This window comes from Dyadobacter sp. BE31 (genome assembly GCF_031457695.1).
Classification (GTDB): domain Bacteria; phylum Bacteroidota; class Bacteroidia; order Cytophagales; family Spirosomataceae; genus Dyadobacter.
Window position 1 is genome coordinate 302,109 of the sequence record NZ_JAVDXA010000001.1, and the last position, 24,430, is coordinate 326,538.

The 24,430-nt window shown below is 50.5% G+C and carries 25 protein-coding genes; 13 read left to right on the forward strand and 12 right to left on the reverse strand.

Annotated elements, in window-relative coordinates; genetic code table 11:
* The 3 genes from J2Y43_RS01230 (at position 1) to J2Y43_RS01240 (ending at position 3,784) form a co-directional block, all read left to right on the forward strand.
* Entirely contained in the window at positions 1-2,175 is a 2,175-nt protein-coding gene (locus J2Y43_RS01230) for a hypothetical protein (protein ID WP_309981609.1), read from the forward strand.
* The gene (locus J2Y43_RS01235; RefSeq protein ID WP_309981608.1) at positions 2,135-3,136 is read left to right on the forward strand and encodes a T9SS type A sorting domain-containing protein; all 1,002 of its coding nucleotides are present in this window, start codon (positions 2,135-2,137) and stop codon (positions 3,134-3,136) included. The genes J2Y43_RS01230 and J2Y43_RS01235 overlap by 41 nt, the downstream gene beginning before the upstream one ends.
* A 207-nt stretch (positions 3,137-3,343) precedes the next feature.
* Entirely contained in the window at positions 3,344-3,784 is a 441-nt protein-coding gene (locus tag J2Y43_RS01240; RefSeq protein ID WP_309981607.1) for a methyltransferase dimerization domain-containing protein, read from the forward strand.
* A 38-nt stretch (positions 3,785-3,822) separates the two neighbouring features.
* Here the strand turns inward: J2Y43_RS01240 and J2Y43_RS01245 are convergent, their stop codons facing one another.
* The 4 genes from J2Y43_RS01245 to J2Y43_RS01255 form a co-directional block, all read right to left on the reverse strand.
* Entirely contained in the window at positions 3,823-3,996 is a 174-nt protein-coding gene (locus J2Y43_RS01245; protein ID WP_309981606.1) for a hypothetical protein, read from the reverse strand.
* Between the two features lie 21 nt (positions 3,997-4,017).
* Entirely contained in the window at positions 4,018-4,296 is a 279-nt protein-coding gene (locus J2Y43_RS33505) for a DUF6934 family protein (protein WP_409014410.1), read from the reverse strand.
* 72 nt (positions 4,297-4,368) lie between these two features.
* Entirely contained in the window at positions 4,369-4,581 is a 213-nt protein-coding gene (locus tag J2Y43_RS01250) for a hypothetical protein (RefSeq protein WP_309981605.1), read from the reverse strand.
* Positions 4,582-4,606: 25 nt separating this feature from the next.
* Positions 4,607-5,044 carry a DUF6934 family protein gene (locus J2Y43_RS01255; protein WP_309981604.1) on the reverse strand — a complete coding sequence of 146 codons (438 nt, stop codon included), beginning with the start codon at positions 5,042-5,044 and terminating at the stop codon, positions 4,607-4,609.
* A gap of 310 nt (positions 5,045-5,354) precedes the next feature.
* Here J2Y43_RS01255 and J2Y43_RS01260 point away from each other — a divergent pair, with 310 nt between their 5' ends.
* Together J2Y43_RS01260 and J2Y43_RS01265 are read left to right on the forward strand one after the other, a co-directional pair.
* Positions 5,355-5,816, forward strand: coding sequence for a 2Fe-2S iron-sulfur cluster-binding protein (locus tag J2Y43_RS01260; protein WP_309981603.1), 462 nt, complete (start codon positions 5,355-5,357; stop codon positions 5,814-5,816).
* Positions 5,750-7,996 (forward strand): molybdopterin cofactor-binding domain-containing protein, encoded by a 2,247-nt coding sequence (locus J2Y43_RS01265; RefSeq protein WP_309981602.1) that lies wholly within the window; start codon positions 5,750-5,752, stop codon positions 7,994-7,996. Before J2Y43_RS01260 ends, J2Y43_RS01265 begins: the two co-directional genes overlap by 67 nt.
* A 6-nt stretch (positions 7,997-8,002) precedes the next feature.
* On the opposite strand, the gene J2Y43_RS01270 is transcribed toward J2Y43_RS01265, so the two are convergent.
* The gene (locus J2Y43_RS01270; protein WP_309981601.1) at positions 8,003-10,765 is read right to left on the reverse strand and encodes a DUF6797 domain-containing protein; all 2,763 of its coding nucleotides are present in this window, start codon (positions 10,763-10,765) and stop codon (positions 8,003-8,005) included.
* Between the two features lie 158 nt (positions 10,766-10,923).
* Between J2Y43_RS01270 and J2Y43_RS01275 the strand changes: the two genes are divergently transcribed.
* Both J2Y43_RS01275 and J2Y43_RS01280 read left to right on the forward strand, forming a co-directional pair.
* Positions 10,924-12,216, forward strand: coding sequence for an NCS2 family permease (locus J2Y43_RS01275; RefSeq protein ID WP_309981600.1), 1,293 nt, complete (start codon positions 10,924-10,926; stop codon positions 12,214-12,216).
* A 7-nt stretch (positions 12,217-12,223) separates the two neighbouring features.
* Positions 12,224-13,030, forward strand: coding sequence for a 5'-methylthioadenosine/adenosylhomocysteine nucleosidase (locus J2Y43_RS01280; protein ID WP_309981599.1), 807 nt, complete (start codon positions 12,224-12,226; stop codon positions 13,028-13,030).
* Here J2Y43_RS01280 and J2Y43_RS01285 read toward each other — a convergent pair.
* The 5 genes from J2Y43_RS01285 to J2Y43_RS01305 form a co-directional block, all read right to left on the reverse strand.
* Positions 13,005-14,318, reverse strand: coding sequence for a chloride channel protein (locus tag J2Y43_RS01285; RefSeq protein ID WP_309981598.1), 1,314 nt, complete (start codon positions 14,316-14,318; stop codon positions 13,005-13,007). The two genes, J2Y43_RS01280 and J2Y43_RS01285, sit on opposite strands and share 26 nt — an antisense overlap.
* Before the next feature lie 107 nt (positions 14,319-14,425).
* The gene (locus tag J2Y43_RS01290; RefSeq protein ID WP_309981597.1) at positions 14,426-15,145 is read right to left on the reverse strand and encodes a LytTR family DNA-binding domain-containing protein; all 720 of its coding nucleotides are present in this window, start codon (positions 15,143-15,145) and stop codon (positions 14,426-14,428) included.
* A complete protein-coding gene (locus J2Y43_RS01295; RefSeq protein WP_309981596.1) occupies positions 15,146-16,306 on the reverse strand; it encodes a histidine kinase in 1,161 nt (386 codons plus the stop codon).
* Positions 16,307-16,474: 168 nt separating this feature from the next.
* Positions 16,475-16,711 (reverse strand): hypothetical protein, encoded by a 237-nt coding sequence (locus J2Y43_RS01300; RefSeq protein ID WP_223406542.1) that lies wholly within the window; start codon positions 16,709-16,711, stop codon positions 16,475-16,477.
* Positions 16,712-16,861: 150 nt separating this feature from the next.
* Positions 16,862-17,494, reverse strand: coding sequence for an START domain-containing protein (locus J2Y43_RS01305; RefSeq protein ID WP_309981595.1), 633 nt, complete (start codon positions 17,492-17,494; stop codon positions 16,862-16,864).
* 33 nt (positions 17,495-17,527) lie between these two features.
* Between J2Y43_RS01305 and J2Y43_RS01310 the strand changes: the two genes are divergently transcribed.
* From J2Y43_RS01310 to J2Y43_RS01320, 3 genes are read left to right on the forward strand one after another with little or no spacing between them, the layout of a single operon-like run.
* On the forward strand, positions 17,528-17,824 hold the full coding sequence (locus tag J2Y43_RS01310; RefSeq protein WP_309981857.1) for a hypothetical protein: 297 nt from the start codon (positions 17,528-17,530) through the stop codon (positions 17,822-17,824).
* Positions 17,781-18,074 (forward strand): type II toxin-antitoxin system HigB family toxin, encoded by a 294-nt coding sequence (locus tag J2Y43_RS01315; RefSeq protein WP_309981853.1) that lies wholly within the window; start codon positions 17,781-17,783, stop codon positions 18,072-18,074. The genes J2Y43_RS01310 and J2Y43_RS01315 overlap by 44 nt, the downstream gene beginning before the upstream one ends.
* A gap of 1 nt (position 18,075) precedes the next feature.
* Positions 18,076-18,456, forward strand: coding sequence for an XRE family transcriptional regulator (locus tag J2Y43_RS01320; RefSeq protein WP_309981594.1), 381 nt, complete (start codon positions 18,076-18,078; stop codon positions 18,454-18,456).
* 7 nt (positions 18,457-18,463) lie between these two features.
* Here J2Y43_RS01320 and porV read toward each other — a convergent pair whose 3' ends face one another.
* Positions 18,464-19,546 carry a type IX secretion system outer membrane channel protein PorV gene (gene porV / locus J2Y43_RS01325; protein WP_309981593.1) on the reverse strand — a complete coding sequence of 361 codons (1,083 nt, stop codon included), beginning with the start codon at positions 19,544-19,546 and terminating at the stop codon, positions 18,464-18,466.
* An 89-nt stretch (positions 19,547-19,635) separates the two neighbouring features.
* The gene (locus J2Y43_RS01330; protein WP_309981592.1) at positions 19,636-20,619 is read right to left on the reverse strand and encodes a phytanoyl-CoA dioxygenase family protein; all 984 of its coding nucleotides are present in this window, start codon (positions 20,617-20,619) and stop codon (positions 19,636-19,638) included.
* A 156-nt stretch (positions 20,620-20,775) separates the two neighbouring features.
* Between J2Y43_RS01330 and J2Y43_RS01335 the strand changes: the two genes are divergently transcribed.
* The 3 genes from J2Y43_RS01335 (at position 20,776) to J2Y43_RS01345 (ending at position 24,408) form a co-directional block, all read left to right on the forward strand.
* A complete protein-coding gene (locus J2Y43_RS01335) occupies positions 20,776-21,618 on the forward strand; it encodes an AraC family transcriptional regulator (protein WP_309981591.1) in 843 nt (280 codons plus the stop codon).
* A gap of 105 nt (positions 21,619-21,723) precedes the next feature.
* The gene (locus J2Y43_RS01340) at positions 21,724-22,371 is read left to right on the forward strand and encodes a 2'-5' RNA ligase family protein (RefSeq protein ID WP_309981590.1); all 648 of its coding nucleotides are present in this window, start codon (positions 21,724-21,726) and stop codon (positions 22,369-22,371) included.
* Positions 22,372-22,536: 165 nt separating this feature from the next.
* The gene (locus J2Y43_RS01345) at positions 22,537-24,408 is read left to right on the forward strand and encodes a gamma-glutamyltransferase (RefSeq protein ID WP_309981589.1); all 1,872 of its coding nucleotides are present in this window, start codon (positions 22,537-22,539) and stop codon (positions 24,406-24,408) included.
* The last annotated feature ends 22 nt before the right edge of the window (positions 24,409-24,430 follow it).

Sequence of the window (24,430 nt, forward strand, 5' to 3'; positions counted from 1 at the left end):
ATGACACATCTCAAAAAATGTGACACAGGAAAGCTATGCCTTTTCCTGGCGTCCCTCCTATTGTCTTTTCAAACGATTTTAGCGCAGGACTATCAAACGTTACGACAAAATGCCCTCGACAAACTGGATTTGTCCGGCCTTGGTAGCAAGCTGTTTATGAATGCGGCGGTCACTACGCGCCGTGAAGTTGACTATTTAAAGCAAATTTCCTCCGGCAAGCTTTCGAAACCGGAACCCGTATCGGCAGAAGAATGGCACAACCTGTACGAGCGCATATACGACGCCGACCTTCGTGCCAAAAATGTGCATATGCCATCCTTGAAAGATTTGGTTGAAACCAATCCTTCGAAACTAACCCGGAACGACACTGTTCCGCTTGGCATTATCGATATGGAAGCCGTATATCTGACTGAAAAACAGCTCCGATTGAATGAAGATGCTAAACGAGCAGGGAAGCCGGTCGATTTTGCAACTTACGCGCCGTTCAGGATCATTTATGCAGCCGCTTTGCGGCAGGACGTTTATCAGGACGAGGTATGGTTCAAAATCGGCCCCCAATTAATTATTACCAACCACGTGCAACAACCAGTCGGAATGGCGATCGATTTTGGCGACGGCAAGGGTTTCACCAGTTATCCGCTTCAAGAACAACTCATAAAACACCGATATGAAACCGAAGGCAAACATCCGGTTAGAATCAGGCTTATTGCTAAAAACGGGCATTACGATTTTGAAACGTATGTCGATGTGCGTCAACTGGAACGCGTCCCGCCGGCGATGGAATTTCACGTATCCGCGCCGGCTGCCGTTAACGACACTTCCCTGCGCAATGCGCGCACGCAAGTCGTCGGCGCTAACATTCGCATTGTAAATGGCTGCGATGGAATACTCGATAAAGCGGTGATCATCGCGGAAGGGTTTGATTTCGCGAACGACGTAAATCTGGACGAGTTGGAAGCAATGTTTCGCGAGCGGTTTGCCCAATGGCTCAGGGAAGGTTTTGACCTCGTATTTATTGATTACGATGATGGTACAGCTGCTATTGAAAATAATGCCCAGGTAATGAAAGCAGTAATACAACAAATCAATACAATCAAGCAGGGTAACACTGATAACATTGTTTTGGGTGTTTGTATGAGCGGTCTTGTCGCCCGGTACGCATTGCGAAAAATGGAAGTGGATGGAATCAACCACCACGTGAGGCTTATGATTTGCTATGATACCCCTAATCAAGGCGCTAATGTCCCGGTTGGACTGACACAGTTGCTTTGGGAGTCAAGCCCGACATTGCTAACACAGGTAATCCTCAAATTTTTTGCAAAAACCTGGCGTGACTATTATTACTCGATGACCACGCCAGCCGCAACGCAAATGATGCTACACTGGGGCGGTCAACTCACCGGCGGCGTCGGCTCCAAGTCGCCTGCGTTTGACGCTTTCCAGGCCAGTTTGAATGGCCTTGGAAATGGTGGATACCCTCAGAATTGCCGCAATATCGCGATCACGCACGGCAGTATGAATGCGCAAGACCGCGATCTGTTTGATCAATACAATTACGGAGATCGGATATTGCGAAGCTTTACACCTTTTGGATTGCAAAATAGTAATATCGACATCCATACGAATTCACTTAACCAGAACACGAATGTGCTTCGTTTTGCAACATGGGGGATATTTTCCAAAAAGTTGGGAGTTAGCCTTGATTATAATTCGCCATTTAATGACGACTTTTTGCCCGGTGGCATTAGCCCTAAGGCAGTTCCTAACAAATTATTTTTTGACACCAAAAGTTTCGCTTTTTGCTTTATTCCTACGTTTAGTGCAATTGATTACAAAGGCCCTTTAAACACGCAAGCACAACGAGAGCTATTAGATGTAAATGCTGTGAATGCTGTGGTCGGCCCTGGAAGACAAACGCCGTTTGCCAATATCTATGGTTCCAACGATGATACCGATCACATTCGAGCCAGCCTTATCGAATGGACAATAATCGGCCAATCCGAAAACCTCCTAGCGGGCGGCACGACTTGCCCCGCATTACCTCTCCCACCACAGCCCATTATCTCTGTCTACAACGTCTGCTATCCATTCAGCCAGAGCCGTGCTACGGAGGGCAATACGGGCCAATATCTCAGTGTCCCTGGCAACGCCATCGGGTGGGCAGTACATTCATAACTGGCTGGTACTTCCTACGCAACAGGCCTTCACGACGACCGGCGACCAGATCACATTTCAAGCTGAGCGGCCGGGGCAATATCAGGTGATCTGCACACGGACGTATCCCAACCGCAGGGATTTGGAATCAAAGCATGAAGTGACCTTCACGGTAACCAATTGCGGCGACCCGCTTGATGTACCCGAAAATCCGCAGGTACCTCCGCAAGTCGACCCAGATATCAGCATTTTGGACATTTGGGAAAATGATTTCCTTCTTACCACCCCTCAGCCAGACTCTGCCGCAGTCGTCGCACATTTTGAAGGCACGTTGCCTATGGTACTTTACGCAACCAAGGCCGACGAGACTTTCGTACCCGCCAGTGAGCTGGAAGCGGCCGGTATGTTTCCCGAATTTGCCCAACTGTTTGCCGAACAGGACCCTCGTGATCCCTTGCCGGTTATTCTCGCTTCGTTCACGGCGGCGCGTGAGGGCAATATCGTTTGCCTACGCTGGACGACGACCAGTGAAATCAATAGCGACCGTTTCGAAATAGAAAGGAGTCTTGACGCCAAGGTCTGGACTAAAATCGGTGATGTGGATTGTAAAAAGGCAGACGAGGCGATGGCAAATTATACCTTCAACGATCCCGCCAGCCTCAGCGGTAAGGTGTATTATAGATTAAAAATGATAGATAACGACGGCACTTTTGCATACAGCCGCATTGGTGTAGTTAGCTTTGAGAATGGCGACGTGGTTGCATTTCCCAATCCATTTGATACTGAACGTCCGCTTACGCTGTTAATCGGGAACAAGGCTATTGAAAAACTTAAATTCTTCAATTCTTCTGGAAAAATAGAGCTGGAAACCGCCGCAGAACCGACAACGGCCCAACTGCGGGCGCTTCCGGCAGGTCAGTACCTGATAAAGGTGTCCTTTAAAGACGGAACTACCGAAACCAAACTTGTAGTTAAACACTGATTAATTCAAATTTCCTGCAACTTATTGACAGATTTCTGCGAAATAGACGTTAACGAGGGAACAGACTACACCAGTTTTGAGCCGGTTTAACCCCTGGTTTGGGCAGTTCATCACAATGGCGTTCTGTATGTTGAGTCTTCAACACTAATTTAGAGCATGTTTCATTCATTGGAAGCACGTCTTCCGGAACATTAACTTCACTTAGCCATGAGTACAATTGAAATTGAACAAGAGCAGGAAATCACTCCAATGAACATCATCCGGATCGGAACAGGGTTCTGGTCTGCGAAACCATTGCTAACGGCCATCAGGCTCGGCCTCTTCACAGAGCTTGCTGCCGGCCCGTTGTTTGTATCCGAAATCCGTCAGAAACTGGGACTTCAAAGCCACAGTTCCCTCGACTTCCTTGATGCGCTCGTCACCTGGGGCCTCATCGAGCGCCACGGCAAAGGTTTCACCGCCATCTACCATAATTCACCGGAAGCCAACACCTTTCTGAACCGTCGCAAACCGGATTACCTCGGCAATTTGCTCGAAATGGTCAATGACGAAAAGTCTCCGTTGGCCAACAATCTTAAAGAAGTGGTCATTGAGTCGGGCGCCCGTAATTCCTGGGACCTGAACAGGTTGTTCACCATGGTCGCCTGATCGAATATCAGCTCTATACTTATCATCGGGAGCGGCCTCTACCGCTCCCTTAGTTTTCTTAATGCCGCCCTGAATTCCGGGGTCCAGGCTGCAATTTTCTTGTCAACGTGTTCCTGGGCCGAGGCTTCAATCATTGGGCGAAGCTCCTCCAACTTTTCCGGGGTAAACCAGCTTGGCATTCCTTTCTTTTCGTCTTTGGTTTTCGTTTCCATTAGATTTTGGCTGAATATTGGCTAAAACTCTAAACGTTGTTCTCTTAATGAAATGACAAACTTCTTGTAGCTTTTGCCACTCTGTAAAACTTCTGGATTTTCATCATCAAATCCATATGCTAGAAGATAATCACCGAGGACGTCCAGCGCCTTTTTTACTGCAATCTGATAAAGACGTCCCCGGGAATCACTACTCGCCTCAATCGATACCTGGACCTCCAGGTGATCACTCGGAAAAAACAGCAACGCCCTAGCAACAGTAGACAACACGTCCTCCGTATCACCATTGTCTTCTCTTATCTAAGTCAGTCGAGCCCCCCAAATTCAAGTCTTTACAAAACAATCCGATGTCCCAATGGCAGCGACTGGCTATCAAGAGCGACTTTCAACTGGTATTGTCATCCCCAGGCGATGCCGCTTCATGGCATTCCAGTAATTCTCCCAGTATTCGGGAGGATGGTTAGCGACAATGCGGGCGAGCTTTTCCTTACCAAGTTTTTCCGCAACAATGCGTAGCTTTTCCAATTCATCACTGGTAAATTGAATTCTATCCGAATCTGCGTTATTGTTGACATTTAGCGCCATACGATCAATAGTTTGAGTTTATAAATCAACTTTTCAAGGATATGGTAAAGGAAAGGTAATTTCGGCCAGGCTGGAAAATCTCCATGTCACTGCCGTCAAAGCCATGGATATCAAAATATTTGCCCAAATCATCTAATTCACGTACAATTGCCATCTGATAAAGGCGGACTCTGGCTGCCGTTGTCCCCTCAATAAAGATTGCTGCCTGTGGATGATCAACCAAAAAGAATGCGATGACTTTCGCTACGGTCGACAATATTTCTGCGGCATCTCCGTCGCCGGCTGTCCCATGGACATCAATACTGCCATCCAGCCGTAAGTTTCCCAAGGTAATTGAATATGCATCGGGTTCTTGCATTTGCGTAAAAATCACAATCTTATCGATCCTCCCATTCCCTGAACCGGCGAAATAGAAGATTTTACAAAAGCCATCCGAAAAGTAATCGTACCACGGTGTATTCATGAGAAGAGTCTTTAATGTCTTCCCAATTTGTAATAACCGATAGGCCTTCCTGCAATCCGATGTTCGAGTGGCTACAACGCATTAGCAAACGCCTTGCTGGTTCTCATACTTATCCTCCATTCTTGACAACCCAATTTATCAACCACAAACTTGCTATTTCAAATGCAATACCCCTACGGCCGAAACGGATTAGCAAGCGTAAACCCGCATTTCATCCCTTCAAACTCACACCTCATCAATTCGATTTGCGCCCGGGCGGCACCTGATTTACATTCGAAGTATCCAAAACAAAACTTCAATCTGCAACCTTATGCCTTCCTACAAGCTTTCTGTGAACGGTAAAGCCTATACTGTTGAAGCCGACGAGCAAATGCCGTTGCTTTGGGTTATTCGGGACCTGATCGGGCTTACAGGCACCAAATATGGCTGCGGAATTGCGCAGTGCGGCGCCTGCACAGTGCATTTGAGCGGCGCGCCGGTACGGTCCTGCTCTTTTCCCGTATCAGCGGTGGGTGAGCAACCGGTAACAACCATCGAGGGACTTTCCGAGGACAATTCTCATCCGGTGCAGCGGGCCTGGATCGCCGAACAAGTGCCGCAATGCGGCTATTGCCAGAGCGGACAAATCATGTCCGCGGTAGCATTGCTTACGGGCAACGCCAACCCTGATGACGAGGCCATTAATGCAGCCATGAACGGCAACATTTGCCGCTGCGGGACGTATCCACGCATCCGCAAGGCGATCAAAACGGCCGCCAGCTATTCGCATTGATCGACACCATGAAGCCACAGGATATTTCCCGCCGTCATTTCCTCCGCCAGGCCGCCTGGTCGGGTGCGGCGCTCACCCTTGCCGCATACATGCCTGTGAACGGGCAAACGACCCCGGTGATTGTCAATCCGGTTACCGGCGGAGCCTTGCAGGGCACCGAGCTGATGTCCTGGATTTCGATAAGCCCGGCGGGCAAAGTGACGCTGATGTGCAACCGCTCCGAAATGGGACAGGGAACCTTTCAGGCGCTTCCGCAAATGCTCGCCGAAGAATTGGAAGTAGCCTTAGACGACGTGGAGATTGTTTTTGCATCCGCTAACCCTGAAAAATATGGCCCTCAACCGCAAGAGGGCAGTTTTTCCGTCCGCGGATGGGCACCGCGACTACTTCGCACAGGCGCCTGCGCGCGTGAAATGCTGATCGAAACTGCCGCTGCGGAATGGAACGTCCCGAGAAATGATTGCTATGCCGAAAATGGGATGGTGATTAACCGCAAAACCCAGGCTAAATTGGCTTACGGTACATTAGTAGAAAAAGCCGCCAAACTCAAACCGCCCACCGACGTCATTCTGAAAAAGCGTTCGGAATACAAAATCATTGGCAAATCCGCACCTCGAAAAGATATCCCATTGAAAACCAACGGGACTGCCCTATTCGGCATGGACAAAAAACTGCCGGGAATGAAATATGCGGTGATCGAGCGCAGCAAGCGGTTCCGGGAAGCGGTGAAGAGCTTCGACGATTCCGAAACCCGAAAAGTGCCCGGCGTTTCACACGTTTTCAAGGTAAAAAGACCTGTGTTTTCCCAATACTGTGAAGGTGTTGCGGTCGTTGCCGATTCGCTTTGGGCAGCTATGCAGGGCCGAAAAGCATTGAAAGTGCATTGGAATGATCCCGATTTTGACCTCCCCAACACCGCATCGCTCGAAAAACAAATGCGGGAAAACCTTCAAAAGATCGGCAGCCATTCCCGATTCGAAGCCGAGTACGGGCCTTGCACGCAGAAGCTGGAAGCATCCTACGAAACGCCCTACCAATCGCACAGCTGTATGGAACCCCTCAATTGCATTGCCGACGTCCGCCCCGACAGCATCGAAATATGGGGCCCGATACAGGAAGCCAACTGGATTCAGGCCGATTTAAGCCAACGATTTAACATACCCGTCGAGCGAGTGGCTGTGCATATGACATTCCTCGGAGGCGGCTTCGGCAGGAAGGCCTTCCCCGATTATCCTTACGAGGCCGCATTCATTTCCAAAGAAATACAAGCCCCCGTGCAGGTAATATGGACGCGCGAAGACGACATGACTGCCGGCCCGTTCCGCCCAGGCGCATTCTACACGCTAAAAGGTGGCCTCAATACCCAAGGCAATATCCACGCTTTTCAGGCTAATACAGCAACCCAATGGATTGGTCAGGAATGGTCGCCCACTGCCCCTGGCGCGCCGGAAGCGGCCGGCTACAACACGGGTGATTTCGAGGGATTACTACACCCTTACCGGCAAGGAATCCCCCATTACAGCTTCGGAGGCGCTGGTACTCACACGCCCATACCCGTAATGTGGTGGCGCTCGGTGTACGCGTCCACGCACGGGTTCGCATGCGAGAGCTTTATCGATGAGCTGGCACATTTGGCGGGTAAGGATCCGATGGCATTCCGGCGGGCACATTTACCGGCCCCGCGCTACCAGGCGCTAATCGACCGGATGACCGAACTCACCGCCTGGCAATCCCGCGGCAAAAACCAGGGCTGGGGCGTCGCTTTCACGGAATGCTTCACCGGCATCTGCGGCCACGCGGTGAAAGTAACGCGAAATGCGGAAGGGAAAGTCAGGATTGAGAAAGTGATTGCATTGATGGACTGCGGGTGGTACGTCAATCCCGACATTATCCGGGCGCAGGTAGAAGGCAGTATTGTGATGGCGCTCGGTGCTGCTACCATCCATGCAACAACATTCGAGGACGGGAAAGCTGTTCAGCAGAATTTCGACATCTACCTCATGCCGCGCATTGCCGACATCCCGCCGATAGAAGTACACATCATGGAAAACGACGAGAAACCCGGCGGTGTAGGTGAGCCGGGGCTGCCTCCGTTTGCCCCGGCCCTCGCCAATGCCATTTTCGACCTCACGGGCCGGCGCATCCGCCGGCTCCCGTTCAGTCTTGATGAAATTTCATAGCACCCGCTATTTCCCCGAAAGTGATTTGATAAACAAAATCACCGATTCGATATCATTGTCCGAAAGCACGCCCACGAACGAGGGCATTTCTTCATTATACCCTTTAATAATGCGTTTCGAAGGCGTCAGGATCGATTCGCGCAGGTAGGCCTCGTCAGCGATTACCTTGGTACCATCGTCAAAAGTACGCTCGGATTTGTACAGGTTCTGGAACGGCGGGCCGTACATACCTTTCGTGCGGGTACCTTCGGAATGGCAACCTGCGCAGGCCATTTTCTGGAATATTTCACGACCTTTCTCCGCCGAAGCCGCGGTTTCTGCCACCGCTACGACTGGGGCCTCAGGACGTTTTGCAGTCAGCAATGCGAGATCAACACCTTCGAAGCCTTTCAAATCCACATCTGTCGACTGATTTACGGTAAACCAGAACTGGTCGTTTACCTTTTTACCGTCCGCCGCCTGCAAATGATAGGTCACCTCCATTTGCATGATCTCGGTCATGTCAGGCACCAGCAGCAGCACGCTTTTACGGTCTGCCGACAAATACGACGCCGCCACATGCATCGTCTCCTGCCCTGTCGAACCATCGAGTTTGAAATGGCCTGAACCATACTCCTCGGTGCGTTTGTAGTTCCATCGCTTTACTTCGAAGCTTTTCGGATCGCTGGCAGTAGCTTTATCCAGCGGTGAATCGAAACGTAGCACAATGCCTTGCTTGCCAGCGCGGAAATGATTCGGTAAATAGCTCGGCTTGCCCGTGTAGCGTAGCCTCAACAACGCACTAATGCCATTCGAGCTCGATCCCCATAGATTAAAACCAGCCACATACAATTGCTCATCCACCGGGTTCATTGCCCCTTTCGAAGTAGGCGCGGGATAGTTGGCATTAATGACGGAAACGCCGCCCTGGACAACGCTCGTCGTACTGTCGATCAGCACGCGGAATAAGCCGGGCCGACCGAAGGAAAAGTGGATCAGGTTATCATTCAAGGGCCCCATTTTGGAACTGGTAGCCCAAACCTGGCTGATCGCCGAACGGTCGACGCTGTGAGGGATCCAGGTCAATGGCGGTGTTACTGCCGGATTATCTTTGCGGTGCAATGTGGGCTCTACACCGAAATAATCGCCCTGATGGATAACGAAAATCGGTGTGGAAGGCACAAAGTTACCCTGCTGATCAGACGCCGTGAGAATACCTTTGGCAGGATGCATTCCCAGGTAAGGGCCACGTAAGCCGGTCGCTACAACCTCGGCACTGCGCCCATCCAGTGAAATCTTCATGACAGTACCGTTCTCGTCCGAACCTGCGCGGAAACCCTTGCCGGTAACCTTGGTCATGCCCGGCCCGTTGCTCAAACTCCCGCCTTTTGCAATGTAAAAACTGCCATCCGGCGCGGTAACCAAATCTCCCGCCCACTCGCGCGACTCGGCCGATTGCCCCATGACATTCGAGAAGTTCTCATAGTAATCGGCCACGCCGTCGGCGTTCAGATCATGGAAATGGACAATGCCGTTTCTGTCAAAAACGAAAATATTTTCCTTCACAATCTCGATGCTCATCGGTTCGTGGAGACCCGAGGCAAAGCGCCGCCATTTCAGGTTTTGAAGGTTCTTATCAATGCCCTCAACGGTCCAGACATCGCCTTCAAAAGTAACGACCGCCGCTCTCCCGTCCTTAAAAAAAGCCACATCAGCCACACGCACATTTCTTTTCCAAGGGTTATTTAAAGGCAATGTGAGTTGATCAGTCACGAATGCCGCCGTATCCGGCCCAAGCTTTCCTTGCGTTACCACAGTTTCCTTCCACAATGCAGGGCCGCCTTTTTTGAAATCCGGTAATGGCGTGTGCTTGGTTTTAGCAAACTTTTCAAATGCCTTTTTATCCTTGGAAAGCCCTTTCCAAATGGCGACTGTCGCTTCGCCCGACGCCGATACATTTACCGTCAGGTATTTTCCTTCCTCGACACCGGGCTGCCAGCCTGGCTTACCTTTGCCTACAACTGCCACAGCGGTAACAGTATCCTTATCAGCGCCTTGATACACATAAGCAATGCGGCCTTTCACTTCGCTGCCGGTAGCATTATCGATTTCGGCGGCTGTCAGAAATAATTCAGTGGAAACGTCGCCGGCCTGTATTGTGCGGGTAAATGCCACGCCGCCATCGAATTTAGCGCTGCCCGGTAGCTCATAAATACGCGCCTTTCCTACCGAATAATCGAGGATGGATTGTTTTCCGTAAACATACACGCCATTGTAACGTCCCTTTTCGGCCGGAAGCGGTTTCCAGGTAGGCGGCAGCGACTGATCGGTGCGGTATTGTGGCTTGCCTGTCGACCATCCCGCGTAGGCGCCTGTTGCAAGCACGGGTGAGCCGGGCACGGTGGCGATGTTATTGTTCTTGTTGAAAAAGTCTTTGTACGAAACCTGCGCCATCAGTACCATCGGCAGAAACTTACCCGTCCAGGCCACCGACCAGCGAAGCAGGTCGGTATCGAAGCAGGCATAGGCGCTATCGCCGAGCTGCAATGCGAGCGTACGCGCTGCCTGATTGTCTTTCGGAAAACCGCCGCCCAGTTTGCGGGCGTCAACGGACGTTGAAATGTAGGGAAACCCGGGCTCTACGAACGACGCCAGTTGTAGCGAATCGGGACGATCGGAAGCCGTATTGCGGGTATAGGTGTAGCCCGTCATCATGACGGACGCCAGGGTAATACCGCCCAGCAGAGCGATGCCCCACCGTTTACCCTGGTACTTTGGAATGTTAAGCATGTATGGTTCAGGTGATAAAAGAACAATTTTTAAAGTAATGCAAAATAGCAACTTACTGGATTACATATGACCAATTTTCGGCATTGTATCCCTTACACCTTATGAAAAAGCCTTCCCATTGAAACTAAATCAATATATTTGAAATAAACCTGAACGATATGACCTTATTCTCCGGGCTTCGCAAAGAGCAGATCTCCACCGAAATCCTGGCCGGGATTTCCTCATTCCTGGCAACGGCGTATATCATCGTCGTCAACCCGTCGATCCTCAGCCAAACCGGCATGCCATTCCCGGCGGTGCTCACGGCCACGATACTGGTATCGTTTTTCAGCAGCCTGATGATGGGGCTTTACGCGAATAACCCGATTCTCGTCGCTCCCGGAATGGGCCTCAACGCGTTTTTTACCTACACCGCCGTGCTTACCAACGGGCTTTCCTGGCAAGTAGCGCTCGGGACGGTATTCTGGTCCGGGGTATTCTTTTTGATTCTGTCCGCATTCAATATCCGCTCCTACATTGTGAGGGCTATTCCAAAACCGTTGCGTTTCGGCATCGCGGCGGGGATCGGGCTGTTTATCACGCTCATCGGTTTCGCCAATGCCAAGTTCATCGTGCCTAACCCTGCGACGATGATCAGTCTGGGGAATCTCAATGCGCCGGCGCTCACATTCATTGCGGGACTGCTTGTGACGGTCATCCTGCTGATCCGCAACATTAAGGGCAGCATTCTGATCGGCATTGTCGTCACCAGCCTGCTTGCGTGGCCCATCGGGCGGTGGTGGGGCGGGCCGGAAACGGTGATCACCATCGATCACATTGTTTCGAAACCCGATTTCAGCCTGCTATTCCAGCTCGATTTCGTCAATTCGCTGAAATGGAGCCTGGCGCCGATCATCCTGGCATTCGTATTTACCGATATGTTCGACAGCCTTTCCACGTTCGTGGGGCTGGCCGAAGCCTCCAACCTGCTCGATGACAACGGTGAGCCGCGTAACATTCGTCGCTCGCTGATGGTGGATGCCATTTCGACGACCATCGCCGGGCTCACCGGCAGCAGCCCGGGCACCGCCTACATCGAATCCGCCGTTGGGATCGAGCAAGGGGGCAAAACGGGCCTTACCGCGGTTACCGGTGCCATTTTATTTCTACCATTTTTATTTCTTTCACCACTGCTGAGCGCGGTACCTTCCATCGCCACAGCGCCGGCATTGGTACTGGTAGGTGTTTTTATGATGAAACCCGTGATCCGCATTAACTGGAATGACCTTTCGGAAGCATTTCCGGCATTCCTGGCCATGGTGCTGATCCCCTTTACCTATTCCATCACCCAGGGCATCATCTGGGGATTCCTCAGCTGGACTGCCCTGAAATTGCTCACAGGACGAGCCCGCGACATTAGTTTAGCTCTCATTATCATTGATATTTTCGCCATTCTGGCGTTGATTTTTTAAACTCAACATGAAGAAAAATTCACTACTCACATTCCTCTTCCTACTCATCGTTCTTTCAGTAAAATCCCAAAGCATTACCGGCATTCTCGGCGCATTCCCGCCTGAACTGGTACTACTGGAAAGCGAGATGACGCAGAAAAAAGATACCGTTATCAGCCAGATCCGGTTCATCACCGGGGAATTGCGCGGCAGACGCGTGGTACTCGCGGAGACAGGCGTCGGGAAAGTAAACGCGGCCGTTACGACAGTAATGATGATCCAGCATTTCAAACCGCGCGAGATCGTGTTTTCGGGAATTGCAGGAGGCGTCGACCCGGTACTGGCACCGGGCGATCTGGTGATCGGGACGCAGATCGCCTACCATGATTTCGGGCAGATCGACGACGCCGGAATGCATTACTGGGCTACCAAAAATCCCTTTACTCAAAAAGAAAACCCGCTGAAATTCCACTGCGACTCCGCATTGATTTCCAAAGCGCTTTCGGTTTCCAAAAACCTGAAACTGGCAAAGGTAGAACGCGACAACGGCAGCTTTGTTCCCGCTGTTAAAAAAGGGATTATCGTCACAGGCGACCAGTTTGTTTCCTCCCAAAAAACTACGCAGCGGTTACTAAAAGACCTGAATGCGGCCGCTACGGAAATGGAAGGAGCTGCCATCGCCCAAACCTGCTACCAGCAGAATACGCCATTCCTGATCATCCGAAGCCTCAGCGACAAAGCCGACGGCAAAGCGAAGGCGGATATGGACCAGTTTTACAGCGTCGCCGCACATAATGCAGCCACGCTGGTTATGGCCGTGATCGAGGAAAAGTAGTCGCGGCCGACGCAACGGCGCCCGACGCGTGTTTGACCTGATAAGTATAAACCGAATACGGGAAAATTGCCGCGGCCACCCATTTAGAAACGAGGCTGGCGACCACAATAGGGATGAACAGAATGTAGTTATCGGCCAGCGCGCACACCAGGAAAATCGAGGTAAACGGCGCATGGATACTGCCGCTGAGCACCGCTGCCATGCCTATCAGCACAAAATTGACGGGGATCAGGCCGAGGCCGAAGAAATGGTTGAGTACGACGCAGACGATCAGTCCCAAAAAAGCCCCGATAAACAGGCTCGGCGCAAAAACACCTCCGTCGCCACCTGCGCCAAGGGTTACCGATGTCGCAACAGGCTTCAATAGCAGCACGGCGAGCAATGGCAGCACCACAGCCAGCGCTGGCGCATCGGCATACCGGAAAACGTCTTTGATGCCCTCATATCCTTCTCCGTACAGGTTGGGCACAAAGAAAATCATCGTGGAAATCAGCAGTGAGCCGCCAATAATGCGGACGTAATCGTTTTGCAGCGAACCGAAGAATTTCTTGAAAAACAGCACGCATTTGGTAAGGTACACCGAATTGAGCCCGGCCAGCACGCCCAGCAGGACCATGTAAGGCAACGCTTCGGTACGCCAGTTGGTCACGCTGAAATGGAATACTTGCTTATAAAAGAAGAATCGGGTAATGAGGTAAGATGAGAGAACCGCCGTAATCACGGCTGCGGTATGAAGCTTGCTTTTTCTTCTTGTAAAAACCTCAAATGCAAATAGAAAACCTGCAACGGGTGCATTAAAAAGGGCCGTCACGCCTGCGGCCAGGCCCGCGCATACGAGATCCGTACGGTATTTACGCAGGTAGCTCACTTTCCGGCTCGACAATGCGCCAATCGCAGCCGTAGATACCACTGTGGATACTTCTATGCCCGTAGAACCACCGAAAATCACGGTCAGCAGGCCATTGAAATAATGCGAGGGAATTTTGTAGGCCGGCAAGGTGTGGGCGTTTTTGTTGATCGTGTCCAGCACCTCCTTGATCCCCTTATTCGCTTTGTTATGAAAAAGGAAATAGCGCAGCAAGTGAATGGTTGTGAGGCCAATCAGCGGAATAATGAATATCAGGTAACGATTATGCCGCAAATTTTCCAGGAATGCTTCCTCGTAATGCTCCGTGATCACTTTGAGGGTATCGGCCACCAATGCTGAAAAAATGCCGGTTGCCGCCGCCGCGAGCACTACCGCTACTACCCTTTGGGATTTTTTAACCTTATATGAACTCAATTCCATTGTCTTATCTCGAACCGGAGTATTGAGCTCCGCCCTTCAAAGGTAACGCGGATCAAGCGCTTTTTGTCCCTTTAACGGCACGTTTTGTGCTGCCGTCTCCGTATGACCTACCGGTTCTTGTCCATTAGCCTTCGGTTAACCACCTGCTCAATTACCTGTTCACGATAGTTACGGCTGATCGGGATGCGGTGGTTTTGGATAAAGATTTCATTCCCGTCGATCCCTTCAATTTTACCAATGGAGACGATATAGGACTTGTGAATGCGGATGAAATGCCGGCTATCGAGGTTTTGTTCGAGGTGTTTGAGGTTGAGCAGGGTAATGTACTTGCCTTTGCCCGTGTGGATCGTGACGTAATTTTGCAGGCCTTCGATGTACAGGATATCGTCGAAGAAAATCTTTTCATACTTGCTCCCGCATTTGATAAAAAAGTAATCTTCATCGGCCTTCGACGCCGCGGATTTGGTCAGTAGCTTATGATAATCCCTGGCTTTCCCCGCCGATTTGAAAAATCGCTCAAAAGTGATCGGTTTAAGCAAATAATCCATCACATTGAGTTGAAAACCTTCGAGCGCATAACTTGGATAGGCCGTCGTAATGATGGCCATGGGCGGGTTCTGTACACTTTTCAGGAAGTCGATACCGCTCATTTTGGGCATTTGAATATCCAGGAAAATCAAATCGACCGGCTCCCGATCCATCAGGCTCAGGAGCTCCACCGGATTTTCGCAAACACCTGTCAATTTCAGGAAATCCACTTCCTTCACATAGTCCGCCAGCCCTTCCCGCGCCAGCGGCTCATCATCGACTATCACGCAGTTGATCATCTATCCAACCTGATTTAAAGACATTTGAGACATTTCAGTCATGACCAGCGTGTCGAGCTCGACCTCAAAATGGACGACAAACCGGTCCGTATCGCGCCAGGTGTCCAGCTTGTATTTTCCGGGATAAATCAGGTCCAGCCGCCGCCGCACGTTTTTCAAACCAATGCCGCCATAATGGACTACCTCCATATTTCCCTCTTCCGAAATGCTGTTGCTAAGGTTAAATATCAGCCGCGCACGATCGAACTGCAAATCGCCACGGATCCAGTTCGGAGCCTCCTGATGCCTTGAAACATGCTTAAATGCATTTTCCATAAATGTCATAAGAATAAACGGCACGATGCCCGGTTGTTCTTCAAACTGTTCCTGCACTTCAAAAACCACTTCCAAGCTGTCGTTCTGGCGCAGCTTTTCCAGCTCGATGAAATTTTCGAGATAGGCTATTTCCTTGCTTAGCGGGATCTGGTGGTCGTTGCATTCATATAGCTGGTGCCGCAACAGCTCCGAAAACTTCGCCAGTGATGCCGAAGCCCTGTCGGGGTTTTTATGGATCAGGAAGAAAATGGAGTTAATGCTGTTAAAAAGGAAATGCGGATTGAATTGGTATTTCAAAAAATTCAACTCCGTTTCCAGCTTCTCTTTTTCCAGCATTTGTTGCCTCTGCTGGGTTTGGAGCCAGTTTTTGGCCAGCTTGATACTCATTGCAAAGGTCATCGCCGCCACCGTCGACGACAATGGCCCTCCGAGCATTATATGCAAAAACGCGTCATTACCCGGCCCAAAGAATTCCTCCATCGTTTTCCCCGAAGCCCATGCCACCATGTAATACCCGGGGACGATCAATGCGGCGGTGGCAAGGATGGTCAACAACAAGAATACCAGAAAAGGCACATACCTGCCCTTTTCGAGATAGCGGGGAACGAGGAAGTACAGATTGAAATAGACAGCCAGCGCCTGCCATACCACATAAAAGAGGAACTTGATCACCGATGTCGTAAACAAGGCTTCCACCACCTTCACCGGGTTTCCCAGCGCCACCACCCACCATATATAGTGGTAGACGATCCAGAAAGGAATATGATAGAGCTTGTACCTGAAAAACCAATGCGCCCGGGCAGGCGAAGGAGCAAAATCCGGGTCAGAATGAGGTTGGGCGATCATGCGGGCAACAGGCGATATAACCTACAATTTACAGGAATAAACGCGAAACAGGTGCCCGCTGGACGAAACAGCAGGAATAATTGATGAACAGCCGGTACTGCTATACAACAAGACCTGGCGGGCTCATGATGTTCCGCCAGGTCTGTACCGAATGTTTTCTCATCAAATCTACGTCAACGAAACGCCGCACGGGCATGCCGCACTGGCTTTTGCATTGGTATTGTACTCCAATTTCAGCTTCTTGCCTTTCTCATCCGCCTCTTCGAGCAGCTCGAAAGTACGGCGCTCGCCAAGCATCAGAAGCGACTGGAAAAGAACGCCGGCATATTTACTTTCTTCGCTACCGGGGCCTTTTTCCTTGGCGAGGTCATTGTAGTGTCCGAAAAGATCTTTTCCTTTTCCCATGATTGTATGTTTTGTTTTGAATTTCAGAACCTTAGTTTCAGTACAGAAAAGCACACTGAATTTCCCTTTTGCCAATTTAAGAAAATAATCATAAAAAATCTCAAAAAATGCATGCCATTGTAGGGCGGCTTGCGCCGTCTTGACCGGCGGTCAGCGGTCGGCCGTCAATGTCCGCCTCCGCTCCGCCAGCACTTTCCGCATATTCTGAAACGTCTCGATCGGCGCGCGGCAGGCGAACATATTGACCACATGAGCGGGAATGTGTCCGCCCGGATCGACTTGCAGCGTGTATTCGACCCGAATCCGGGCATTAGGTAATGGGTGCAGTACCCAACGGTTTGTAGAAGTACTGATCCGCACCACGCCCTCGCGCATCGGCGTAACGCCCGGCACCGCCGGCGCCTCGATGATCACGATCGGACTGCTTTCGCTCTTTACTACTTTTAAATGCGTCACAAAGTCCCGGTTATCGAGCGGCCAGGGCAAGCTTACCTCCGTGTGGTAAAACAGCTCCGTGTCGGAAACCCTTTTGATAAGCCGACACGATTTGGTGTGGCATACCCATCGCTCCGCAGCACTGACGTCAAGCAGCAATGCAACCACCTCGTCGACGCCCGCGTCCAGCACACATTCCGCTTTCATAGCTTTGATCTTCGAATCGGGTACTGTTCTGGCGTACACGCTTATCCCGTCACGTGTGGCCACGCGCTTCCATTCAGCCTGCGCGAACGTATTCGTAACACCCAGTAAAAGAACCATTAAAACGAGCATCAGGTACCTCATAACGGTACAAAATTCTCATTTCAAAGGGCATCCATGAAACTCATTCCACCCCTGACGCCGGAAAGCATGTTTCAACTGACAGAATGCATGTTTGAACTGATGAAAGTTTGCCGCCGCCGCTGGATCATTGGATTACGGCGAATCGGCTTTCAAGAAATACTATTGAAAGTGGAATTCGGCGGTATACTGCAAATGCTTGTCGAAAAAGTTGGCAATTTGCCAACTTTTATTTTATTTTGTAACACTAATCACACGAAGGGTGCAGCTTCGTACAGGAACTTGCACTATGAGGATTATCCGAGAATTATTATTGACTCGCTTCGTGCATAAACATGCTGATTCACTTAAAAGCGTGAACGTCTGGATTCAGGCCGTCGAAACGGCTGAATGGAAAAAGAATTCGGACGTATTGTTTGATTTTCCAACAGCAAAATTGATCAAAGGTAAAAGAGCCCGATTCAAAATTGTGGGAAACAAGTACCGCTTAGTTATCGAGATTGATTATGAAGAATCAGTAGTTGAAGTACGTTTTATAGGTACACATGCTGAATACGACCACATTAACGCAGAAACAATCTGACATGGAAAAGAAACAATGGTATTTGATTGAAACAGAAGAAGAATACGAGAAGGCGCTGAGCCGCTATGATGAAGTGAAATATTCGGCAAAAGGGTCTGAGGAGCATAGAGAAAAAATGCTTCTCGTTCACTTGATCAGCGAATATGAGAAAGGTTTCCGAATCGACGTTGAAGTCGATCCGGTTGAGGTCATCAAGATAAGAATGGAAGATTTCGGCTATAAACCAGCCGACCTGGCCCAGGTATATGGTGATAAAGGGACTGTCAGTAAAGTTTTAAATTACAAACAGGCCCTTTCACTCTCGATGATCCGGAAATTTAGCCAGTTGCTGCGCATTCCCGCCGAATTGTTGATCCGGGAGTATGCGCTGAAAGGAGTGTAAAGCGTCGCTAAAAATCAACCGAAGCCGACACTTTGTACATATTCTTCATCGGATTACCGGAGTCGGTGGGAATGAGGTATGCGAAGTCGAGTGAGTAATGCTTCAAAAAACGGACACCGGCGCCGGTCGTGAAGAACTTGCGGTTGCCTTTCTCTTTATTTTCGGTATAGTAACCGCCCCGGAGTGCGAACCGGTTTTTGTACCAATATTCGGCGCCCATTGCCAGCACTATTTCCTGCATTTCTTCTTTAAAGCCACCCGGCGCGTCGGAAAAGGACTTTAAAATACCTTCCAGATATGGCTTCTGGTTTACATTGCGACCCGGTGTGGGAGTTGGTACCAGCAATTTACCTGCTTCCGCCGTCACATTCAGCTTGTGTTGCCCGTTGACAGTATACGAAAAGCCTCCTCCCAGGCGCAGCGTGGTAGGTAGAAAGTACTCATATCCGGCTCCGTAATTCATTTTCGGACCGATATTGGCCAGCGTAGCACCAATCGTCCACACCACATTTTCACGCCCTTCCACATCCGACGAATGGCTTTTGTAATAAAACCCAATGTCGCCGGCCACCGCCCGGGCGGGTTTCAACACCACCCCTGATACGACGGCGCTTCCTATATCCGATGACACATATTTGAGCGTCATGCCCGCCGATAAATGGCTTCCCAGCTGTTTGGCATACGATGCGCTGAGTGCAATATCACCGCCCGCGGACAGCGTCGGCGCTGAAATAATCGCCGGGTCGCTGAAATACTGGACGGAAGCCCCCACTACCTGCCCCTTCCCCAACTTCTTGTACGCGGTCGCGTAACCGAGCCAGGCGTTGTTGATAATATTAGGAAGCCAGGGCGAATAGGTCGCGGAGGCACCGAAATTCCCGGGCGCGTCGGTGAGCTTGCCCACGTTCCAGAATGCCGAATTTGCATCGCCACTGGTAGCCGTTCCGACATGGCCCATCCCACCCGCCCGGGCGTCCGGGGCTTTGATCAGGAACTCGCCCGCTGTTTCGGAAACACGGTAGATTGTTTGAGTAAATCCATTCGTCATGACGCACGACAAGCATGCAAGCGTGAGCAGAATCGCTTTCATAGGGGTTCAGATTTACGTTAAGAAAGTTTGTTAGCGGTTACAAACTCAAAACGCCTCCCCTTTTTAGATTATTACCCGGTTTACCAATATTATTCCGGGTCCTGGTCCCATCGTTTCAGCCCCAGCAGTTTTTGCCCCAATTCACTTAATTCTGCCGTTTGGTAACGTGTTTGTTCCCAATTTCTGGGGTCACCGGGAAACGCATATCCTTGCGGCGCCTCCCTTTCCTGCCAGGAGCGGATCCGCCATTGCCGTAATGCCTCGTCGTCTTCCTGAGCCGGCATCATAGCAATGTATTGCGCGAGGCGTACTTTGTCCTTACTGCGGTTAGCGCGGATACCATGCGGCTGCGAGCTATTGAAAATCAGCAGGTCGCCGGCATTCATTTTTACCTTCACAATTTCAAAACCCGTTACATCCGGCTGGAAGTGGTTCCGGTCCTCGGGCTGGGTTAGTTTCCATGTATCATAGGTCCTGAACAACTCAGGCACACATTGGAACCCACCCATATTCTCATCGTCCTGATCGGCAAGCGCGAGTACTCCCTGTACATTTTGCGGTTTGGTTTCCGGATCGTAATCCCAGTGGATGAAGCCTTTGTATTCAAATCCGGGACGGAGCGGCAGGTTCAGATTGGCGCGGTCGATGGTCACCCATAGCTTTTCGGTGCCCCAGATGTCGGTAAATGCCTCATGCACTTTCGGAAATTGCCGGTTATCCCACAGATATTGATGGTTATACACTTCCACCATGCCCGTGTTGGTCAGTTCTTTCATCTTCATCTCGGCCCGTGGAGGAGCGTACCAGGTTTCCGGATCGTTCGGATCCTTTTCTTCGAACTCCCATAGAAAATCCGCCAGTCTTTTGACCTGCTCTTTCGGAACCGCATCCTTGATCACGATATAGCCATTGGTTACCCAGAAATCCCAATCGTCCTCACTCAGTAACCGGAGCGGCTTGCCATTGCTCCTGTCGTTAAGCCTCACATTACTCGACTTTGCGGTCGAAGGGTTTCCGGGAATATCGGTGTGCGCGTTGGCAGGTGCCATGGTAGCCATTGTTTTCGTTTCCATATCAATAATATTTTTTCATGATTGAATAAAACAAAACTAATGCATTGCCATACCTCCGACTACCGCTACAATTACTTACTTTTGCTCTACATTAACATAATACACGCTATTCCATACAAACACCTGCAAACCAGGAACAACTAAGAACCGATCAACATGAAAATCATCCGTGAAAACATCCAGCCCGATCAGGGAAGTTCTTTCAAGATCCTGCTTACTCCCGGCTTGAACGACACTTTTCTTTGGCACCTTCATCCCGAGTATGAAATCGTGTACGTCGAAGGCTCGGGCGGGACGCGCCACGTGGGCACGCATACGTCCGTATATGAGGGCAGCGACCTGGTTTTCATCGGTCCGAATATCCCTCACCTTAATTTCGACTACGGCGTGCGGACCCAATGCGAACAGGTGATCATACAAATGCGGGAGGATTTTCTGGGGAAAGAGTTCCTGCTCGCACCCGAGTTGCAAAGCGTTCGGAGACTGTTCGAACAGTCGCATCATGGCCTGTCGTTCTCAGGCGAAACCAAACGCTTGGTGGGACAAACGCTGAAACAAATGCCTGCGCTGGCCCCTTTCGAACAGTTAATGGCCCTTTTGGGGATCCTGAAAACCATGGCGGAGTCGACCGAAGCCATCGTACTGAATCCCAAGCCGATCGGCAGCAAATCTTTCCATAAGGAGCAGTTGCGCATGCAGCATGTTTACGCTTATGTGGAAGCCCGTTTCGATCGCACACCCGATGTGAACGAGGTCGCGTCGGTCGTCAACCTGACCACTCCTGCATTCTGCCGTTTTTTCAAAGCCAATGCACGCATGACTTTCACCGATTTCGTGAACCAATACCGGGTCAATCAGGCCAAGAACCTTTTACTCCAAGACCGCTCAGTTTCAGAAACATGCTTCGCCGTCGGGTTCGAAAGCCTATCCTACTTCAATAAACTTTTCAGAAAAATTGTGGGTGAAAACCCGTCAGAATTCAAGAAACGGCATTTGTAGTAAAAATGTTGATATTTTTAAAATCAATAGTTTGGTATTTAAAATATCTTTACTATTTTTACCAATGAAATTTTCAACGTGAAAATTTTATTACACTTCATCATCATGAAATCTATTCACTTCAACAACAACGATTTGAGTACGATCAGGAACATCCGGGAGCATCTCTATGAGTACCTCCTGGTTTTTTCCTGTGATCCGGTAACCGAAGCCACGATCGGGAGCGTCAAGCAGTATTTCCAAAAGGCCTACGGCTGTGAGCAGGCTGCCAATCTCCGTCCTCATCTGACGCTCTTCAACTGCGTTATCCACGAATACAAACTCGAACGGGTTATCCATGGGTTTGAAAAAGTGGCGCGGCACATTGCACCATTCCGCATTGAGTTGAATGGTTTCAACAAATACGAAGGAGGGACTTTTTATGTAGACCTCGAAGAAGGCTCATCACAGCAAGTCAATGGGCTGGTAAAAACGCTTAAAAGCGAGACGGTTGACCACCTTTCCAAATGGGCTTCCGGCGAATTCAGGTTCTGCACCGATCCCCACGTTACCGTCGCCCGCAAAATGACTCCTTTGCAGGTAAACAGTGCCGCGAAAGAATGGATGTACAAGAAGTTCCGTTCATCATTCCGCGTTACCGAAATGATCCTGCTGAAACGATCGCTGGTCAGCGGTTCCAAATGCCGCGAAATCGCACGGATGCCGCTGCTCGGCTTACCCGGCGAAGCGTTTGTGCAAGGTAGTTTGTTTTGATTGAGTTGAAACGTATAGGGATAAGCGACTAACAAAATGATGAGGGGCTGCTTTTAAGACCGGCCTGACGTGCTTATTTTGTATCTTCGGCTATCGGGCTGCGGCATTTTGGAGGAGACAGTAGTCTCCGGCGGATCGGCAGCCTAAAATTCCTAACCACGTTTTATGAGACCAAAACTCCTTTTACGCTCAACGATCGGACTGCTGTTTGGCGGCTTCACGGCATTTTCACAGTCTTTCAACAATTTCCCCGTCACCACCCAAAAACCGCCGCTGCATGGCAAGCACTGGATGGGCATTACCGGCAAGCCGCTGGCGGCAACGGCCGGGACCATGATTTTCAGCAAAGGCGGTAACGCCGTCGATGCCTCGTGCGCGATGCTCGCAGCCACCTGCACAATGTGGGACGTGTTAAGCTGGGGCGGTGAAACACAGGCATTGATTTATAACCCCAAGACTAAAAAGGTGATCGCCATCAATGCGATGGGCGTCGCCCCGACGGGTGCCACGGCCGATTTCTTTAGGAACAAAGGCATGAAATACCCGCCTGAATATGGCCCGCTGGCTGCTACAACGCCCGGCACACCCGGGGGGCTGATGACCATGCTTGCAGAATACGGTACCATGAGCCTGAAAGAAGTCCTGGCTCCCGCGATGCAAATGGCCGAAGGCTACCCGATAGAGGCACAAACGGCCAACTCGATTGAAAGAGGTAAAGATCAGATCAAAAAGTGGCCGTATTCGACCAAAGTATTCCTTCCCCACCTGGGCCAGAAACGGGAAGCGCCGGACGCCGGGGAGATATTCGTCCAGAAGGACTTACGGGCAACTTTGCAAAAGCTGGTAGATACCGAGCAATTGGCACTCAAAAATGGTAAAAACCGTAAGGAGGCAATTTATGCGGCCTATGACCGGTTCTACAAAGGAGATATCGCCAAGGAAATTGCACGCGGTTGCCAGGAGCAAGGGGGCCTTATCACCGAACAGGACATGGCCAGCTGCAAGGTCAAGATCGAAGAGCCGCTGATGACAAATTACAAGGGGATCGAGGTTTATAAAATGCAGCAATGGACGCAGGGACCAGTGATGCTGCAAGCACTGAATATGCTCGAAAACCTCGATTTGAAAGGCATGGGATACAACTCATCCCGCTACGTGCATGCATTGTACCAGGTCATGAACCTGGCGTTTGCCGACCGGGACTTTTACTACGGCGACCCGGCATTTGCGCCGGAAGAGCCGATGAAGGGCTTGCTTTCAAAGGAATATGCGAAGGAGAGGTTGAAGCAGATCAATTGGGAACGCAACGACGCGAAAACACTACCGGGTGATCCCTATCCTTTTGAAGGCAAAAAGAATCCCTTCACGGAACAGATCAAAAACTGGGGTAATTTTCAGGCATCGCTGAACCGCAATGCAAACGGGCTGGACGAAAAATTCATGGAGGAATTCACGGCCGGTACGACGTCTGTTGAAGCAGCCGACGAAGAAGGCTGGGTGGTGAGCATTACCCCAAGCGGCGGCTGGGTGCCTGCATGTATTGCGGGTAACACGGGTGTAGGCCTGAGCCAACGCATGCAGTCATTCGTACTCGATGCGCGCGAGAACCCGTTTAATGTAGTGGAACCTGGCAAACGGCCGAGGGTTACCCTTACACCCAGCCTTGCAATGAAAGATGGCAAACCATTCCTATCGTTCGCCAAGCAGGCCGGCGATGAGCAGGATCAGCTGCTACTGCAATTCTTTTTGAATGTCGTAGAATTTGGTATGACGGTACAGGAAGCGACAGAGGCACCCAGTTTCAAGACTTTACAGATGTACGCGAGTTTCGGAGAACATGAAAAAGACCCGGGCGGACTGATACTCAACCAATCCATGCCCGACTGGACACGCAAAGAGCTCTCCCGCATGGGTTATAAACTCAGTTATCAGCCACGCACCAGCGGCCCGATCAACGCCATTTACTTTGATTGGCAGCACGGGAGCTTCTGGGGCGGATCTAGTAACCATGGAGAAGATTATGGTTTCGGATGGTGATCATCTGAAACGGATTGAATAT

Bases quoted from the DNA above. Each gene is read 5' to 3' on its own strand.
- J2Y43_RS01335 (WP_309981591.1), top strand. From the start codon at position 20,776: ATGAAAATCATCCGTGAAAACATCCAGCCCGATCAGGGAAGTTCTTTC.
- J2Y43_RS01315 (WP_309981853.1), top strand. From the start codon at position 17,781: ATGAGGATTATCCGAGAATTATTATTGACTCGCTTCGTGCATAAACAT.
- J2Y43_RS01270 (WP_309981601.1), bottom strand. From the start codon at position 10,765: ATGCTTAACATTCCAAAGTACCAGGGTAAACGGTGGGGCATCGCTCTG.
- J2Y43_RS01230 (WP_309981609.1), top strand. From the start codon at position 1: ATGACACATCTCAAAAAATGTGACACAGGAAAGCTATGCCTTTTCCTG.
- J2Y43_RS01240 (WP_309981607.1), top strand. From the start codon at position 3,344: ATGAGTACAATTGAAATTGAACAAGAGCAGGAAATCACTCCAATGAAC.
- J2Y43_RS01260 (WP_309981603.1), top strand. From the start codon at position 5,355: ATGCCTTCCTACAAGCTTTCTGTGAACGGTAAAGCCTATACTGTTGAA.
- J2Y43_RS01300 (WP_223406542.1), bottom strand. From the start codon at position 16,711: ATGGGAAAAGGAAAAGATCTTTTCGGACACTACAATGACCTCGCCAAG.
- J2Y43_RS01250 (WP_309981605.1), bottom strand. From the start codon at position 4,581: ATGGCGCTAAATGTCAACAATAACGCAGATTCGGATAGAATTCAATTT.
- J2Y43_RS01340 (WP_309981590.1), top strand. From the start codon at position 21,724: ATGAAATCTATTCACTTCAACAACAACGATTTGAGTACGATCAGGAAC.
- J2Y43_RS01255 (WP_309981604.1), bottom strand. From the start codon at position 5,044: ATGAATACACCGTGGTACGATTACTTTTCGGATGGCTTTTGTAAAATC.
- J2Y43_RS01310 (WP_309981857.1), top strand. From the start codon at position 17,528: ATGAAACTCATTCCACCCCTGACGCCGGAAAGCATGTTTCAACTGACA.
- J2Y43_RS01305 (WP_309981595.1), bottom strand. From the start codon at position 17,494: ATGAGGTACCTGATGCTCGTTTTAATGGTTCTTTTACTGGGTGTTACG.
- J2Y43_RS01290 (WP_309981597.1), bottom strand. From the start codon at position 15,145: ATGATCAACTGCGTGATAGTCGATGATGAGCCGCTGGCGCGGGAAGGG.
- J2Y43_RS01330 (WP_309981592.1), bottom strand. From the start codon at position 20,619: ATGGAAACGAAAACAATGGCTACCATGGCACCTGCCAACGCGCACACC.
- J2Y43_RS01285 (WP_309981598.1), bottom strand. From the start codon at position 14,318: ATGGAATTGAGTTCATATAAGGTTAAAAAATCCCAAAGGGTAGTAGCG.
- porV (WP_309981593.1), bottom strand. From the start codon at position 19,546: ATGAAAGCGATTCTGCTCACGCTTGCATGCTTGTCGTGCGTCATGACG.
- J2Y43_RS01280 (WP_309981599.1), top strand. From the start codon at position 12,224: ATGAAGAAAAATTCACTACTCACATTCCTCTTCCTACTCATCGTTCTT.
- J2Y43_RS01275 (WP_309981600.1), top strand. From the start codon at position 10,924: ATGACCTTATTCTCCGGGCTTCGCAAAGAGCAGATCTCCACCGAAATC.
- J2Y43_RS01320 (WP_309981594.1), top strand. From the start codon at position 18,076: ATGGAAAAGAAACAATGGTATTTGATTGAAACAGAAGAAGAATACGAG.
- J2Y43_RS01245 (WP_309981606.1), bottom strand. From the start codon at position 3,996: ATGGAAACGAAAACCAAAGACGAAAAGAAAGGAATGCCAAGCTGGTTT.
- J2Y43_RS01295 (WP_309981596.1), bottom strand. From the start codon at position 16,306: ATGATCGCCCAACCTCATTCTGACCCGGATTTTGCTCCTTCGCCTGCC.
- J2Y43_RS01345 (WP_309981589.1), top strand. From the start codon at position 22,537: ATGAGACCAAAACTCCTTTTACGCTCAACGATCGGACTGCTGTTTGGC.